The sequence below is a fragment of the Aeromicrobium sp. EU05-FHT14F07 genome (genome assembly GCF_058790455.1).
The window spans coordinates 39,399-54,480 of sequence record NZ_JBYTCR010000009.1; the positions used below are offsets into that span (position 1 = coordinate 39,399).

A 15,082-nucleotide genomic window follows, 5' to 3' on the forward strand; every position below is an offset into this window, starting at 1 on the left:
CGACGGCGGCGGAGGTGGCGCGCCTCGCGGGTCGTCACCGACACCCGTGGGGTCAGCCCAGGGCGCGCAGGATGCCCGAGCGGTAGCGCTCGTAGCGGTCGAGCTCGACCTGCAGCGGTGCGACCACCTTCTGCTCGGAGACCTCGGCGACGGCCCGACGCAGCGTCGCGTCGGCCTGCTGCGCCCGCCGCCGCGCACTCGCCCGCACCGCCGCACGGGACAGCGCGGCCAGCAGCACCCCTCCGACCAGCCCGCCGAGGAGCAGCAGCAGCGGCAACGACGTCCCGGCCACCACGGGCGCGTCGCCCACCTGCCAGCCCACGAGGCCGCTGAGCAGCTCGACCGCTCCCCAACCGACGCCGACGACGAGCGCCGCGAACGCGAGCCACTGCAGCACGTCGACCGCTCGCCACCAGAACGGCGTGCGGGACAGGCCGAGGTCGATGCGGTCGACCGTCTCGTCGAGCTCGCGCACGACGTCGGCGCTGGTGCTGACCGACGCCTCGCGGACGGCGTCGCGCCAGGGGCGCTCGAGACCGACGGCCGCCTTCTCGGAGATCTCGCGCACGGCCGACTCGGCCTGCGCGCGCTGGACGTGCCCGACCGACGGCCGCACGGCGCGCGAGAGCGACGCGATCGACCCGTCGGGGTCGATGCCGAGCTCGCGCAGGGGGTCCTTGCGCAGCCGACCGACCCAGCGCAGCGGCGGCCAGCCGGTGTGCCGGCGCGCGGTGCGCAGCGTCGAGGCCTCCACCGCCTCGACGAGCTGCGGTGCGCCCACGCTGTCGAGCAGGGCGAGATCGAGCGCCTGGCGGTCGATGTCGGTGATGCCGGGGATGTCGCTGCGGCCCCCGACCGTCACGATGCCGGCGGCCGAGGCCGCGATGTCCTGCGCCAGACGCTCCTTGGCCGAGGCCTTGGCGCGGATGCGCCGCGCGAGCTCGCGCTTGAGGTCGTCGACCCCGTCGCCCCGGTGCGCGGAGACGCCGAGGACGGGCACGCCGGGCAGACCCTCGCGGTCGAGGATGGCGCGCACGTCGCCCAGCGCCCGCTCCCGCTCGGAGAAGTGGATCCGGTCGATCTGGTTGAGCACGACGAGCGTGACGTCGCGGTAGGCCGCCATCGGCCGGATGTAGCGGTCGTGGATGGCGGCGTCGGCGTACTTCTGGGGGTCGAGGACCCAGATCAGGAGGTCGGCGTACTGGACCAGCCGGTCCATCTCGAGGTGGTGCGCGACCTCGGTGGAGTCGTGGTCGGGCAGGTCGAGCAGGACCAGCCCGTCGAGCTTCGTGTCGGCCGACGAGCGGTCGAGCATGCTCATCCGCGACACCTGGTGGCGCGCGGGGATCCCCATCCACTCGAGCAGCTCCTGCGCGCCGTCGGGCCCCCACGAGCAGGCCAGGGCCCACGAGGTGGTCGGACGGCGCACGCCCACACCGGCGAGCTCGAGGTCGGTCAGGCAGTTGAACAGCGACGACTTGCCCGAGCCCGTGGCGCCCGCGAGCGCGACGATCGTGTGCTCGCCGGAGAGCCGCAGCCGCTCCGAGGCTCGCTCGGCCAGCGCCGCGGCGGGGTCGAGCAGGGCGTCGTCGAGGCGGCCCCGGGCGGCCTCGACCGCCTCGCCGAGGCCGTCGAGGCGGGCGGCGACGTCGTTGCGCTCACCGCCGAACAGCGCCGAGGTCGCGCGCGCGACGGGTCCGGGACGCTCGCTCATGAGGCTGTCTCTCCGTCCAGGAAGTCGATGTGACGTGCGTACTCGGCCCGGCGCGCGGCGTCGCGCAGCCGGGTCTGGGAGGCCTCGATCGCGGCGGGGTCGGTCACGAGGTCGAGGTAGCGCCGGCTCTCCGCGGTCGCCAGCGCCTCGACCGCGGTGACCAGCGACGTGTGGGCGCGCTCGGCGAGCCGGCGGACGGCCTGGTCGCCGAAGATCGCCTCGAGCAGCTTCTGCGCGACGACGGCCGTGCCGCCCGCCACCCCGACCTCGGCGCCGGTGAGCCCGGCCGACCCGCTGACGAACACGAGCACCATGAGGGCGACGCCGATGCCGTTGACGCCGAAGGCGAGGAACTTCGCGGTGAGCCGCTTGTCCGAGCCCTCCGCGCGGACGAGCTCGAGCACCTCGGCCTGCCAGTCGCGGACGAGCCGCTCGGCCTTGACCCGGACGTCGCGCGACGCTCGGTCCAGGCCGCGCTCCGAGGCGATCAGCGCCCGGCCCGCGCCGACCGAGGACCAGGAGCGGTACACCGCCTCCGCGGCGGCCTCGAGCTGCTCCACGAGCAGGGTCTGCAGACCGGACTCGACCGCCTCGCTGACCTCCGCGGACCGGGTGCGCTTGCCGGTGACCTGGTCGACGAGCCGGTCGCGGATGCGGCTCACGCGCTCCTCGACCGATCGCAGCAGCTCGCCGTTGCCGACGAACTCCTGCCAGCGCGTCAGGACCTCGCCACGCATGACCGTGCCGTCGGCGGTGGCCCGGCGCAGCAGGTCGACCGCCTCGGCGTAGGTGCGAGTGGCGTCGTCGTGGAGCTGACGCGCGGCCGCGAGCTGCTCGTCGAGGCCGTCGACGACGACGTGCGAGCGCATCACGTTGTGGCGCACCGCGCCGTCGAGCGTCCCGAAGACGACGGCGGAACGTCCCTCCGGGTCGGCGGCGAGGTCGCGCAGCCAGCCCCGGATGGGCTCGACGGCCTCCCGGGGCAGCAGTCCGTCCTCGCCGACCGGCGACTCCGGCACCGTGAAGAGCGGGGAGTCCGACAGCCCGCGCGACGTCATCATGCGCGCGAGGTGGCCGCGCACCTCCACGACGGCGTCGGCGTGCGTACGGTCGAGGACCACGGCCACCGACGTGCTGCGCTCCGCGGCCCGTCCCAGGTAGTCCCACGGCACCTGGTCGGCGTAGCGCGCGGCCGAGGTGACGAACAGCCACAGGTCGGCGGCGGCGAGCAGCTGGGTGGCCAGCTCGCGGTTGGCCGCGTCGATCGAGTCGATGTCGGGCGCGTCGAGGATCGCCAGGCCGCGCGGGACACCCGTGGAGGGAGCCAGGCGCAGCGCGTAGACGTCGTTCGTGACCGCCTTGGTGCGAGGCAGCTCGGGCAGGATGCGGTCGGGCTGGAACCACTCCGCGTCGTCGGGATGGTGCACCAGCACGGGCGAGCGCGTGGTCGGACGCAGGACGCCGGACTCGGTGACCTGCTCCCCCACCAGCGAGTTGACCAGTGTCGACTTGCCGGCGCCCGTCGACCCGCCCACGACGGTCAGCAGCGGCGCTTCGAGCTGCACGAGCCGCGGGATGACGTAGTCGGACAGCTGGTCGACCATCTCGGCGCGCGTCGCGCGCACCTCGTCCACGCCGGGGACCTCCAGCGAGAGCGGCGCCGCGGTGACGTCGGTGAGGAGCTTGCTCAGCGCTCCCAGCAGCTCGGCCGAGGCGTGTTCGCTGGGCACCGGTGCTCCTCCCGTCTCGACGTGTCGTTGCGGCTCTTCCGCGGGGTCAAGGGACACGGTAGTGGACTCCGCGTGACCACGGTGCGTCCGCGTCGCGTCACCGTCGGTGCGCGACGGGCAGGGGCGGCGGGAAGCGGAGCGCGGGGCGCAGCTCGTACATCGCGTCGAGCAGCGCGTAGGTCCGCTCGACCCCGTGCGGCTTCGTCTGGCCCTGCATGATCGCGTCGTGCAGGAAGGCCATCTCGGTGGCGAGCCGCTGGTAGCGGCGCACGATCCGTCCGGCCACCCGGCCGTGGTGACGTCGGGCGTGCCGGCGGGCCTGCTTGCGGTAGCCGAAGCGCGAGAGGTACGGGATCTCCGCGGGGTGGATCCAGCCGCGTTCGGCGACGTACGACAGCGACCGCTCGAGCGTCCGCACCTGTCGCGACCGTGCCACGATCGCCACCACCGCGAGCGTGACGAACAGGAGGAACAGCGCGAAGTAGGTGAGCGCGAAGCCCACGCCACCGAAGTAGGACGCGGACCCGTTCCACAGCCCGTGCAGGACCATGCTGATCGCGAGGCCGACGGTGCCGACCAGCACCTTCAGGACCTTCGAGCGGATGCCGACGGCCAGGCCCAGCGCGATGCCGAACGCCGACAGGAAGAGCGGGTGGGCGAAGGGGCTGGCGATCCCGCGGACCACGAAGGTGCCGGCGGCGCCCTCCGCGCCGGCGATGGGCACGTCGGGCCCGCCGGCGTAGCTGAGGGCGTAGTAGCCGATGTTCTCGACGAACGCGAAGCCCAGGCCCACGAGGCCGGCCACGATCAGACCGTCCAGGAAGCCGTCGATGATGCGGCGCCAGCGCAGGAACGTCAGGAGCAGGAACAGGCCCTTGGCCGGCTCCTCGCTGGCCGGCGCGACGAACGTCGCCAGCTGCTCCTTCGTCAGGTCGGTCGTCTCCCCCAGCAGCACCTGGACGGCGAGCGCGATGCCGACGGCGCCGACACCACCCCACACGAACGCCGCGACCTTGTAGCGACGCGGCTCCGGCTCGTAGCGGTCGAGCCACCAGTAGACGAACCACAGCACCGGCAGCGGCACCAGCGCGTAGATGATGGCCAGGCGTGCACCCTCGAGCGCCTCCGCGCCCGCGGCGACCACGACGACCTCGACCAGGCCCAGCGCCACACCGATGCCGGTGAGCACCATCAGCGCGGTACGTCCCCGCTGGCGCGGACGCTCGACGTAGCGCGGCATCCGACGCGGGATGGTCCCGCGGCCCGCCACCTCCGGCGCGGCCTCCTGGGCGTGTGGCTGGCTCACCCCCCGGAGCCTAGGGGAACGCACCCCGCCCCGCCCCGCGGCGCGCGTCACGTCCCCCCGATTCGGCACCTCATCGCCCGTTCCGGGCGCCAGGACGGGCGATGAGGTACCGAATCGGGGGCGCGGAGCGGTGGTGAGGGGTGGGACTAGGGTGGGGGCGGGCCCCCGTAGCTCAGATGGATAGAGCAGAAGCCTTCTAATCTTCGGGTCGCAGGTTCGATTCCTGCCGGGGGCGCTCACATCGACGAGCAGAACCCCTTCTCCCCGGGTCGCGGGTCCTGCCGGGAGCCAGGGTCCTCAGGTGGGGGCGTCGAGGGCGGCGAGCTCGTCGGCGGCCAGGTCGACGTCGGCGACGCGCAGGGCCGACTCGAGCTGCTCCACCGAGCTGACCCCCAGGATCGGACGCACCTGCGGCCGCGACGCCAGCAGCCACGCGAGCACGACGACCGACCGCGCCACGCCGTGCGCGTGCGCGACCTCGTCGAGCGCCGCCAGGCGTCGCTCCGTGCCCGGGTGCCGGTAGGCCTCCGGGAACGGTCGGTCGGGACGGTCGTAGGAGCCCTGCACGAGCGGCGAGTAGGCCCACAGCTCCACGTCAGGGTGCTCGGCGACGTAGTCGACCGTCTCGTCGGTGACGAAGCCGAACCGGTGGTCCTTGCCCTCGACGACCGCGCCAGGACGCGGGTGCACGTACGACGTCGTCAGCTGCAGGGCGGTCCAGGGCTCGAGCCCGCGCGCCTCGGCGAGGGCGCGGCCGCGCTCGACCCGCCACGTCGGGTGGTTGGAGACGCCCAGACGCCGCACCGAGCCGTCGGCGACCAGCGACCCGAACGCCTCCACCGTCTCCTCCAGCGGGGTCCCACGGTCCTCCCCGTGCGCCCAGTACAGGTCGATGACGTCGACGCCGAGGCGCCGCAGGCTCGCCTCGCATCCGGCTCGCACGACCTCGGCCGAGAGTCCCTCGACGAGGTGACCGTCCGCACGGGGCACGTCGAGCGGCTCGACGCCCACCTTCGTGGCCAGCTCGACCCGGTCCCGACGCGACGGCTCCGCCGCGAGCCAACGACCGATGACGTGCTCGCTCGCTCCCCCGTGGCCGCTCGGGTCGACCCAGAACGCGTAGCAGTTGGCGGTGTCCAGGGTCCTGCCCCCCGCGGCCAGGTACCGGTCGAGCAGCGCCCGCGACGTCGCCTCGTCCGTCCGGGTGCCGAAGTACATCGTGCCGAGCACGAGCCGTGAGACGTCCATGCGACGAACCTATCGGCGGGTCGTAGAGTCCGACCATGGCGACGACCTGGCCGCGTCCGGACGCGGTGGCGCTCGTCGCCGTCGGCGGCGCGGTCGGCACCCTCTCGCGCTACGGCGTGGCCGTGTCCGTGGCTCCCGTCGACGGGCTGCCGGTCGGCATCCTCGGCGTCAACGTGCTCGGCGCGTTCCTGCTCGGCGTCCTCACCGCCACCGTGGCGTCCGCGCGGATCCGCCTGCTGCTTGGGACCGGCCTGATGGGCGGGTTCACGACCTACAGCGCCTTCGCGCTCGACACGCAGTCCCTGCTCGCCGACGGTCGGGCCGCCGACGCCCTCGTCTACCTCCTCGCGACCCTCGCGGGCGGCTTCGCGGCCTCGGTGGGCGGTCTCGCCGCCGGACGCGCCCTGCGGACCAGGGGCGCACGGTGACGGGCGTGCTCCTGGCGGGAGCGGTGGCGGTCGCCGGCGGCGCCGGCTCGGTGCTGAGGCTGCTCGTCGACACGTGGGTGGGCCAACGCTCCGCCGGGCGGTTCCCGTGGGGCATCGTCGCGGTCAACGTCAGCGGGTCGTTCCTCATCGGGCTGGCCGTCGGGCTGCTCGACGACAGCGCCGCGCGCACGGTCGTGGCGACGGGGTTCCTCGGCGGCTACACCACGTTCAGCACTGCGAGCCTCGACTCCGCCCGCCTGGCGCTCCGGGGCCGGGGCGGCCGGGCGGTCGCCCACGCGGTGGGCACCGCCGTCGTCTGCGTCGCGGCGGCCTGGGTCGGCCTGCTGCTGACGTGACACGGCCCCCGCACCGAGGGTGCGGGGGCCGTGCGCGACGAGGACGAGGTCAGGCCTTGGCCTCCTCGACCGCCTTCTGGATCGTGGCGGGGCTGAAGTCGTCGAGCTTCTTGCCGTCCACGAAGACGGTGGGCGTGCCGCTGATCTTGCGGTCGCTGTCCTGCGCGACCTCCTTGGCCTTGACGACCCACGGCACGAACTTCTCGGACTTCACGCACGAGTCGATGCCCGCACCGGTGATGCCGAGGCTGTTGAGGTCCTCCACGAGCTTGGCGTTCTCGGGGCCGGCGGTGCCCTCCTGCGGCTGGTTGGCGTACAGGAAGTCGTGCACCTTGACGTAGTCGTCGACGCCGCCGGCGTCGAGCGCGCAGAGCGCGGCGTTGGTGGCGCGCTTGGAGTAGTCGTTGGTGCTGCCGCCGTTCTCGTCGAGGAAGGAGAACGGCTTGTAGGTGAGCGCGATCTCGCCCGACGCGACCTGCTGCTTGAGCATCGGGCCGGCGACCTGCTCGAACTGCTGGCACACGGGGCACTGGAAGTCCTCGTAGACCTCGACGCTGACCGGCTTGGCGTCACCGGACGCGGCGCCGCCGTCGGAGGCCTCGGCGTCGGCCTGGTCGTAGAGGATGCCGTAGTCCTTCGTGTTCTTCGGCGCGACGAGGTCGGTGCTCTTGGCGTTCTTGTCGGCCGTCGACTTCACGGCGTAGCCGCCGACGCCGACGAGGGCGATGACGACGGCGACGATCGCGATGGTGATGACGTTGCGCTGGCGCTTGTCGGCCTTCTCGCGCTCCTTGCGCATCTGCTCGGCTCGCTGCTTGCGGTCGTTGCTCACGTGGTCTGGCTCCTGTGCGGCGTCTGGGACAGGACGGGAGGCGTGCGCCCGTCGTTCGTGGGGCACAACGAAGACCGCGCCCCGTCGGTTCCCTGGAAGGCTACCCGGGGTGGGCGGCTGGGGCGGCCACGGTGGCCTAGGGTCGGTCGCGTGAACGACAGACTGGTGTGGATCGACTGCGAGATGACCGGGCTCTCCCTCGAGACCGACGCGTTGGTGGAGGTGGCGGCTCTCGTCACCGACTACGAGCTCAACGTGCTCGGCCAGGGCGTCGACCTCGTCATCAAGCCCCCGGCACAGGCTCTGGAGCAGATGAACGACGTCGTGACGCGCATGCACACCGCGTCGGGCCTGATCACCGAGCTGGAGGCCGGCACCACGCTGCGTGACGCCGAGGAGCAGGTGCTCGCCTACGTCCGCGAGCACGTGAAGGAGCCGCGCAAGGCGCCGCTCGCGGGCAACACGGTGGGCACCGACCGGACGTTCCTCGCGCGCGACATGGTCGAGCTGGAGGGCTTCCTGCACTACCGCGTCATCGACGTGTCGTCGATCAAGGAGCTCGCCCGCCAGTGGTTCCCGCGCGCCTACTTCGCGGCCCCCGCGAAGGCGGGGCACCACCGCGCGCTGGCCGACATCGCCGAGAGCATCGACGAGCTGCGCTACTACCGTCGCGCCGTGTTCGTGGACGATCCCGGGCCCGAGACGGAGGCGGCCCGGGCGCTCGCCGCCGAGGTCGCGGCCAGCTCGACCCTGGCCCGCCTGGAGGCCTCCGCAGAGTCGTGACGGGGCACCGGCGGGGCCGCGCGCCACGTGGGCTATGATCGTCCGCGTCGTGACGGCCTGCCGCCACGCATGGTGGGCGTAGCTCAGTTGGTAGAGCACCGGCTTGTGGTGCCGGTGGCCGCGGGTTCAAGTCCCGTCGTCCACCCCATGTGACCGAGGCGCGAGCCGCCCGAGGTGTATGCCTCGGTGCGGGTCGCGCCTCGTCCGCGTCCAGGCGGCGATCGGGCCGCCCGCAGCACCGTCGCACGCCGCATGTCCGCGCCCGACAGGCCGACGGGACGAGGGGGTGCGTCGCCCTCGGCCGGACGTGTAGGGTGGGTGTCAGTTGTAGGCGTTTGTTGTGCCAGAAAGATCGAGCGCACCGGGTCCCCCCGGTCGCTCCAGCTTCTCCCGGTTGATGCGCGTCGCGACACCCGTCGCATGCGACACGCGCATGCGCACCACCGAAGGAGAAACACATGGCTACCGGAACTGTGAAGTGGTTCAACGCTGACAAGGGCTTCGGCTTCATCGCCCCCGACCAGGGCGGCGAGGACGTCTTCGCCCACTTCAGCGCCATCCAGGCGAACGGCTACCGTTCGCTCGAGGAGAACCAGAAGGTCGAGTTCGACGTCGAGCAGGGCCAGAAGGGCCTGCAGGCGGCCAACATCCGCCCGATCTGATCTCAGCTCGTCGCTCTGACGAGTCGCACGACGCCCCCACCGATCGCGGTGGGGGCGTCGTCCTTTTCGGGGGGCACAGGTGGGGTGCGTCGTCGGGCTCGGTCACGTCCTTCGGCTGCGGTGGTGTGACTTCTTGTTCGGGTGGGGCGGCGTCGGTGCGGGTCCGTGGTCGGGTGGGGCTGCGTCGGCGCGGCTTCTCGCGCGAGTGGGCTGCGTCGGCGCGGCTTGCTGCTGAGGTGGGGCTGCGCTGGCGCGGCTTCTCGCGCGAGTGGGCTGCGTCGGCGCGGCTTCTCGCGCGAGTGGGCTGCGTCGGCGCGGCTTGCCGCTGAGGTGGGGCTGCGCTGGCGCGGCTTCTCGCGCGAGTGGGCTGCGTCGGCGCGGCTTGCTGCTGAGGTGGGGCTGCGCTGGCGCGGCTTGTCGTGGGTGTGGTCTCCGAAAGGGCCTCGACCGGGCGGCTGGCGGGCCGGTGGGCTGGGTTCTCGGGCTGCGGCTCGCGTTGGACGCAAGATTCTGCGTTTTCGCGTCCGGCGGTGGATCTGCCACCGTACGGGCGCTCTTGAGGTGGCAGATCCACCGCTGAGCGAGCGAGGCGGGTGAAGGATTCTTCCTTCTCGTGGAACGGTCCACGAGAAGGAAGAATCCTTCGTCCCCCCAACCCAAAGGGCACCCAAGATTCTGCATTTACGCGAGTCAGGTCGAACGCTTCTGCGTTCACGACGGGATCCCGTAGCAAACGCAGAACCCTTCGAGTCCCAACGCACGAACGCAGATTCCTGCGTCCCACGCGAGACACAGCCCGAGACCCGAAACCGGCTCCCGCCCAGCCGCCCGGTCGAGGCCCCTTTCGGAGCGCAGGACGAGTCAAAGCCGCACCGACGCAGCCCCACCCGACCACGGAGCCGCACCCACGCAGCCCCACCCGAGAGAGAAACGACGCCAGCGCAGCCCCACCCGAAGGAGAAGTCCCACCACCGAACCCGCAGGACGCCGAGAGGCCGCCACCCCCCAGCAGCAGCCCCCCTACGACCCGTCGAGCTCGACCTCGACGTCGCCGGAGCCCGTCCTGACCCGCACGACGCGTGCGTCCTGCGCGTCGGTGGCGGGGATCGTGTCGTCGACCTCGCCGGACTCGCTGCGTGCGTCGACGGCGTAGGGGGTCTCGGCTTGCGGCAGGCCCAGCTCGACGCCGCCGCTGCCGGTGGCGACCTTGACCGCGAACGGCGGGCGGGCGAACGTCGCCTCGACGTCGCCGGACCCGGTGCGGACGGTGAGGTCCTGCGTCCGCAGCCGCTCGGCGTCCACGTCGCCGGAGCCCGTCCGCACGGCCACCGCACCGTCGAGACCCGACACGTCCACGTCACCGGACCCGGTGAGGAGGTCGACGGCCGTGCCCTCGGGCACGGTGATCGTCACGTCGACCCCGCAGCCGGGGCTCAGCAGGGGGCGGCACGCGGTGTCGAGCCGGGTCGCCCCGCCCACCCGCTCGACCTCGAACCGGGTGTCGACCAGACCGCTCGTCACGCGAGCCACGTAGCGCGGGACCGTGACGTCGCCCTGGACGACCCGCACGTCAGCCGGCCCGGCCTGGAGCCGCAGGAGGCCAGAGCCCTCCAGGTCGAGCCGGCCGGTCTCGGTGCGGGTTTCGCTCCACAGGTGCGACGCGAGCGCGAACCCGCCGAGCACGAGCGTGGCGAGCACGGCCGTGATCAGCACCGGCCGCAGCGTGCGCAGGAGCGGCGACGGTCCCGGGTCGTCCTCGAGGTCGTCGAGGGCACCAGGGGGCGGGTCGTGCATCACGGCGTGTCGGCCGTGGCGACCGGCACGACGTCGGGAGCCCCCATGCGGGCGGCGTCGGCCGTCTCGTCGTCGGGCATGGTCTGCGACTCGCGCTCCGCGGCGACCCGCTTGAGGTAGTGCTCGACCTCGACGTCGCGCTGGTCGCTCGTCCACCCGAGCGCGTCGCCCATGAGGTCGGCGACCTCGCGGGCCACCTCGGTGCCGCGGTCGAACGTCTCGATCGAGATCCGGGTGCGGCGGGCGATGACGTCGTCGAGGTGCCGCGCGCCTTCGTGGGTCGTGCCGTAGACGACCTCGGCGCGCAGGTAGTCGTCGGCGCCCGCGAGCGGCTCGCCGAGCGTCGGGTCGGTGGTGACGAGGTCGAGGACCTCGACGACGAGCGACCCGTACCGTCGGAGCAGGTGCTCGATGCGAGCGACGGACAGTCCGCTGTCGGCGGCCAGACGGTGCCGCTGGTTCCAGAGCGCCTCGAAGCCGTCGGCGCCGAGCAGCGGCACGTCCTCGGTGCACGAGGCGGGGACGACGCGGTCGAGCTGACGGGTCATGCTGTTGACGGCCGCGTCGACGGCGTCCTTGGCCATCACCCGGTAGGTCGTGTACTTGCCGCCCGCGATGACCACCAGACCCTTGACGCTCGTGGAGACGGCGTGCTCGCGCGAGAGCTTGCTGGTGGCCTCGTCCTCGCCCGCCAGCAGGGGCCGCAGCCCGGCGTAGACGCCCTCGACGTCGGCGTGGGTCAGCGGCTCGACGAGCACGCGGTTGACGTGCTCGAGGAGGTAGTCGATGTCGTTGCGGCTCGCGGCGGGGTGGTCCTTCGACAGGTCCCAGTCGGTGTCGGTGGTGCCGATGATCCAGTGGCGTCCCCACGGGATGACGAAGAGGACCGACTTCTCGGTGCGCAGGATGAGCCCGCCCTCGCCGCGGATCCGGTCGCGCGGCACGACGAGGTGGATGCCCTTGGAGGCGCGCACGTGGAACTGGCCGCGTTCGGCGGCCATCCCCTGCGTCTCGTCGGTCCAGACGCCGGTGGCGTTGAGCACCACGGAGGCGCGGACGTCGAGCTCGCGCCCGGACTCGAGGTCCTTGAGGCGGGCGCCGACCACCCGACCGCCCTCGCGGAGCAGGTCCACGACGCGGGTCCGGCTCGCGACGTGCGCGCCGTAGGCGGCGGACGTGCGGGCGAGGAACATGGTGTGCCGGGCGTCGTCGACCTGCGCGTCGTAGTAGCGCAGCGCGCCGACCAGCGCGTCCTTGCGCAGGCCCGGGAAGATCTTGCGCGCCCCACGCCGCGTGTGGTGGCGGTGCAGCGGCACCCCCTTGCCGTAGCCGGACGCCTTGCTCATGGCGTCGTAGAGCGCGACGCCGGACCCGGCGTAGAAACGCTCCCAGCCGCGGTGCTGCAGCGGGTACAGGAAGGCGACCTCCTGCACGAGGTGGGGCGCGAGCTTCTGCAGGTTCAGCCCACGCTCCTTCAGCGCCTCGGCGACGAGCCGGAAGTCGAGCATCTCCAGGTACCGCAGGCCGCCGTGCATCAGCTTGCTGGACCGACTGGACGTGCCCGACGCGAAGTCGCGGGCCTCGACCAGGCCGACCGAGAGGCCGCGGGTGGCGGCGTCGAGGGCGGAGCCGGCGCCGACGACCCCTCCCCCGATCACCAGGACGTCGAGCGGGGCGGCCTCCATCGCGTCGAGGGCGGCCTGGCGGGCGTGGGGCGAGAGAGGGACGGGGCGCATGCCTCCAGTCAAACAGAGACCCCTCCACGATGCGCCCTGGGAGGCGCTGCGCCGGTGCGCTCGGCCTAACCCGGTGACGCCTTCCTCGTTGTGCAGCCGTGGACGCGATACGACGGCACCCCTTCGTGGTGGTGGGGATCCTGGCCGGGCTCGCCCTGCTGGCGGCCCTGCTGGTGCCCATGGGCGGGTCCGGCGCGACCGGCAGCGACGCCGTCGCCGCCGACGACAAGGGTGTCGAGCGTCCTGGCCTGAGCCGATCCACCCCGTCGCCGTCGATGTCGGCGGCCGCGTCCGACCCCGACGCGGAGCCGGAGGGGACCGCCCCCCGCTCCGTCACCGGTCTGCAGGAGCCCGCCGGACTCCCGGGCACCGGCGGCACCGCCAGCATCCGCGCCCGGCGCATCACCCTGAGCGCGACGTCGAGCGAGCCGATCGGCGTCGTCGGCTACCTGGTGCCGACCAGCCGCGACCGTCCCAGCGGCACCGCCACCGGTGTCGGCACGTCGTGGTCGCTGAGCACGCTCGTGTACGGGCGACCCGACTACGCGCAGATGTTCATGCAGGCCGGCCCGAGCGGCGCGACGATCACGTGCACGATCACCGTCGACGGCAGGGTGACGGAGCAGCGCTCGTCGGCCGGGCCGTACGGGCAGCTGTTCTGCCAGGGCTGACACCGACGCTCCGCGGGCGACGTGCTCGCTCTGCCAGAGTGGGGCCATGACGAGCAGGTGGTTCACGCAGCCCGAAGGTTCGGGCTGGTACGCAGTGCCCTCCGACGAGGTCACGGAGTCACGCGAGGAGACGGCTGACGTCGTGGTGCTCGGCGGAGGTCACAACGCGCTGGTCGCCTCCACCTACCTGGCCCGGGCGGGCCTCGACGTCGTGCTGCTGGAGCGGCTCGACCACGTGGGCGGCGCGGCGGTGAGCGCACGGACGTTCCCCGAGCACGACGCACGCCTGTCGCGGTACTCCTACCTGGTGAGCCTGATGCCGCAGGCGCTCGTCGACGACCTGGGCCTGCGGCTCGAGCTACGCTCGCGCCCCACCGCCTCCTACACGCCGTACGAGCGCGACGGCGAGGCACGCGGGCTGCTCGTCGAGACCGACGAGGGCGACGCCACCCGGGCGTCCTTCCGCGCCCTCACCGGCGACGACGACGCCTTCGAGGCCTGGCAGGCGTTCTACGGCGAGGTCGCTGGGCTCGCCGCTGCCGTCGCGCCCACCCTGCTGCGGCCCCTCCCTCGGGTCGGCGACCTCGGGCCCGCCACCGGCCAGCCCGTCTGGGCCGACGTGGTGGAGCGACCGCTGGGCGAGGCGCTGGAGCGTCGCTTCGCCGACGACGTCGTGCGCGGCGTGGTCGGCACGGACGGGCTCATCGGCACCTTCGCGTCGCTGCACGACCCCTCCCTGGTGCAGAACCGCTGCTTCCTCTACCACCTCGTGGGCAACGGCACGGGCGAGTGGCGGGTGCCGGTCGGCGGGATGGGCACGGTCACCGCCGAGCTCGAGCGGGTGGCGCGGGAGGCGGGCGTGCGGATCCTCACCGGTGTCACGGTGACGTCGGTGGACCCGGTGGAGCACCGGGACGCTTGCGAATGCAGCAGCGACTGCGACGACCGGGGCGAAGAGGCCGGCGTGGTCGTGGACGCGGCGAGCACGGACGGCCACGTCCATGTCGATGCCCGCTACGCGCTCAGCGGCATCGCACCGCACACCCTGGACACGCTGCTGTGGCCTGGCGAGCAGGACGGCGTGCCCCGGCCGTCCGGCTCCCAGCTCAAGATCAACCTGCTCGTGTCGCGCCTGCCCCGGCTGCGCTCCGGCGACGACCCGACGGTCGCGTTCGCCGGCACCTTCCACGTCGACGAGGCCATGAGCCAGGTCGAGGCCCTGCACGCCGCAGCTGCTCGCGGGGAGCAGCCGTTCGCGTCGGGCGAGCTGTACTGCCACACCCTCACCGACCGCTCGATCCTCGGCCCCGAGCTGGCGGCGACCGACGCCCAGACCCTCACCTGGTTCGGCCTGCACACGCCCTACGAGAACCTGCTCGACGAGGGAGCCGCCGAACGCGAGTACCGGCGGTTCCTCACCGCCATCGACGCGCACCTCGCGGAGCCCCTCGAGCCGCTCGTGCTCGGCGTGGAGGTCAAGACGCCCGCCGACGTCGAGCAGGCCCTCGCGATGCCCGGCGGACACATCTTCCACGGCGACCTCGCCTGGCCCTGGCTGGCCGACGACGAGCCCGCCGACACCCCGGCGCAGCGGTGGGGCGTCGCGACCGCCCACGACCGGATCCTGCTGTGCGGCAGCGGCGCCCGTCGGGGCGGCGCCGTGAGCGGCATCGCCGGCCACAACGCCGCCCACGCCCTCCTCGAGCTGCTCGGCCGCTGACCCCGATTTCGACTCCCAGACCCCTGCTGGTAATGTTCTCTGAGCGCGAGCACCCCTAGCTCAATTGGCAGAGCAGCTGACTCTTAATCAGCGGGTTCACGG

13 protein-coding genes and 3 tRNA genes (1 of these 16 running past the window's edge) are annotated in these 15,082 nt (G+C 72.8%); 9 read left to right on the top strand and 7 right to left on the bottom strand.

Translation table 11 applies throughout. The annotated features are described in order from the left end of the window. Positions 1-52: 52 nt before the first annotated feature. The 3 genes from AC3WRM_RS09825 to AC3WRM_RS09835 all read right to left on the bottom strand — a co-directional run bounded on the left by AC3WRM_RS09825 (position 53) and on the right by AC3WRM_RS09835 (position 4,750). A complete protein-coding gene (locus tag AC3WRM_RS09825; RefSeq protein WP_492248205.1) occupies positions 53-1,714 on the bottom strand; it encodes a GTPase family protein in 1,662 nt (553 codons plus the stop codon). Continuing rightward, a complete protein-coding gene (locus AC3WRM_RS09830; protein ID WP_492248204.1) occupies positions 1,711-3,444 on the bottom strand; it encodes a dynamin family protein in 1,734 nt (577 codons plus the stop codon). Before AC3WRM_RS09830 ends, AC3WRM_RS09825 begins: the two co-directional genes overlap by 4 nt. A gap of 97 nt (positions 3,445-3,541) precedes the next feature. Beyond that, positions 3,542-4,750 carry a PrsW family intramembrane metalloprotease gene (locus tag AC3WRM_RS09835; RefSeq protein ID WP_492248203.1) on the bottom strand — a complete coding sequence of 403 codons (1,209 nt, stop codon included), beginning with the start codon at positions 4,748-4,750 and terminating at the stop codon, positions 3,542-3,544. 161 nt (positions 4,751-4,911) lie between these two features. Here AC3WRM_RS09835 and AC3WRM_RS09840 point away from each other — a divergent pair. Continuing rightward, positions 4,912-4,985, top strand: a tRNA-Arg gene (locus tag AC3WRM_RS09840). A gap of 62 nt (positions 4,986-5,047) precedes the next feature. On the opposite strand, the gene AC3WRM_RS09845 is transcribed toward AC3WRM_RS09840, so the two are convergent. Continuing rightward, a complete protein-coding gene (locus AC3WRM_RS09845) occupies positions 5,048-5,998 on the bottom strand; it encodes an aldo/keto reductase (protein WP_492248202.1) in 951 nt (316 codons plus the stop codon). 35 nt (positions 5,999-6,033) lie between these two features. Between AC3WRM_RS09845 and AC3WRM_RS09850 the strand changes: the two genes are divergently transcribed. Together AC3WRM_RS09850 and AC3WRM_RS09855 are read left to right on the top strand one after the other, a co-directional pair. After that, positions 6,034-6,426, top strand: a complete 393-nt coding sequence (locus AC3WRM_RS09850; RefSeq protein ID WP_492248201.1) for a fluoride efflux transporter FluC — start codon at positions 6,034-6,036, stop codon at positions 6,424-6,426. Next, positions 6,423-6,782 (top strand): fluoride efflux transporter FluC, encoded by a 360-nt coding sequence (locus AC3WRM_RS09855; protein WP_492248200.1) that lies wholly within the window; start codon positions 6,423-6,425, stop codon positions 6,780-6,782. The genes AC3WRM_RS09850 and AC3WRM_RS09855 overlap by 4 nt, the downstream gene beginning before the upstream one ends. A gap of 49 nt (positions 6,783-6,831) precedes the next feature. Here the strand turns inward: AC3WRM_RS09855 and AC3WRM_RS09860 are convergent, their stop codons facing one another. Beyond that, positions 6,832-7,614 carry a DsbA family protein gene (locus AC3WRM_RS09860; protein WP_492248199.1) on the bottom strand — a complete coding sequence of 261 codons (783 nt, stop codon included), beginning with the start codon at positions 7,612-7,614 and terminating at the stop codon, positions 6,832-6,834. A gap of 150 nt (positions 7,615-7,764) precedes the next feature. Between AC3WRM_RS09860 and orn the strand changes: the two genes are divergently transcribed. The 3 genes from orn (at position 7,765) to cspE (ending at position 9,059) form a co-directional block, all read left to right on the top strand. Next, positions 7,765-8,397 (top strand): oligoribonuclease, encoded by a 633-nt coding sequence (gene orn / locus AC3WRM_RS09865; protein WP_492248198.1) that lies wholly within the window; start codon positions 7,765-7,767, stop codon positions 8,395-8,397. A 72-nt stretch (positions 8,398-8,469) separates the two neighbouring features. Continuing rightward, positions 8,470-8,545: transfer RNA gene (locus AC3WRM_RS09870), tRNA-His, on the top strand. 310 nt (positions 8,546-8,855) lie between these two features. Further along, positions 8,856-9,059, top strand: coding sequence for a transcription antiterminator/RNA stability regulator CspE (gene cspE / locus AC3WRM_RS09875; protein ID WP_492248197.1), 204 nt, complete (start codon positions 8,856-8,858; stop codon positions 9,057-9,059). A 1,020-nt stretch (positions 9,060-10,079) separates the two neighbouring features. Here cspE and AC3WRM_RS09880 read toward each other — a convergent pair. Both AC3WRM_RS09880 and AC3WRM_RS09885 read right to left on the bottom strand, forming a co-directional pair. Beyond that, entirely contained in the window at positions 10,080-10,853 is a 774-nt protein-coding gene (locus AC3WRM_RS09880) for a DUF4097 family beta strand repeat-containing protein (RefSeq protein WP_492248196.1), read from the bottom strand. Then, the gene (locus AC3WRM_RS09885) at positions 10,853-12,589 is read right to left on the bottom strand and encodes a glycerol-3-phosphate dehydrogenase/oxidase (protein WP_492248195.1); all 1,737 of its coding nucleotides are present in this window, start codon (positions 12,587-12,589) and stop codon (positions 10,853-10,855) included. Before AC3WRM_RS09885 ends, AC3WRM_RS09880 begins: the two co-directional genes overlap by 1 nt. 98 nt (positions 12,590-12,687) lie before the next feature. On the opposite strand from AC3WRM_RS09885, the gene AC3WRM_RS09890 reads away from it, so the two are divergent. From AC3WRM_RS09890 to AC3WRM_RS09900, 3 genes are all read left to right on the top strand, one after another. Beyond that, complete coding sequence (locus AC3WRM_RS09890) at positions 12,688-13,260, top strand: hypothetical protein (RefSeq protein WP_492248194.1); 573 nt, start codon at positions 12,688-12,690, stop codon at positions 13,258-13,260. Positions 13,261-13,306: 46 nt separating this feature from the next. Beyond that, on the top strand, positions 13,307-14,980 hold the full coding sequence (locus AC3WRM_RS09895) for a phytoene desaturase family protein (RefSeq protein ID WP_492248193.1): 1,674 nt from the start codon (positions 13,307-13,309) through the stop codon (positions 14,978-14,980). Between the two features lie 49 nt (positions 14,981-15,029). Continuing rightward, a tRNA-Lys gene (locus AC3WRM_RS09900) sits at positions 15,030-15,082 on the top strand (it continues 123 nt past the right edge of the window).

Excerpts from the sequence above, each read along its gene's own strand:
- AC3WRM_RS09825 (WP_492248205.1), bottom strand. The coding sequence starts at position 1,714 with ATGAGCGAGCGTCCCGGACCCGTCGCGCGCGCGACCTCGGCGCTGTTC.
- AC3WRM_RS09845 (WP_492248202.1), bottom strand. The coding sequence starts at position 5,998 with ATGGACGTCTCACGGCTCGTGCTCGGCACGATGTACTTCGGCACCCGG.
- AC3WRM_RS09850 (WP_492248201.1), top strand. The coding sequence starts at position 6,034 with ATGGCGACGACCTGGCCGCGTCCGGACGCGGTGGCGCTCGTCGCCGTC.
- cspE (WP_492248197.1), top strand. The coding sequence starts at position 8,856 with ATGGCTACCGGAACTGTGAAGTGGTTCAACGCTGACAAGGGCTTCGGC.
- AC3WRM_RS09880 (WP_492248196.1), bottom strand. The coding sequence starts at position 10,853 with ATGCACGACCCGCCCCCTGGTGCCCTCGACGACCTCGAGGACGACCCG.
- AC3WRM_RS09885 (WP_492248195.1), bottom strand. The coding sequence starts at position 12,589 with ATGCGCCCCGTCCCTCTCTCGCCCCACGCCCGCCAGGCCGCCCTCGAC.
- AC3WRM_RS09895 (WP_492248193.1), top strand. The coding sequence starts at position 13,307 with ATGACGAGCAGGTGGTTCACGCAGCCCGAAGGTTCGGGCTGGTACGCA.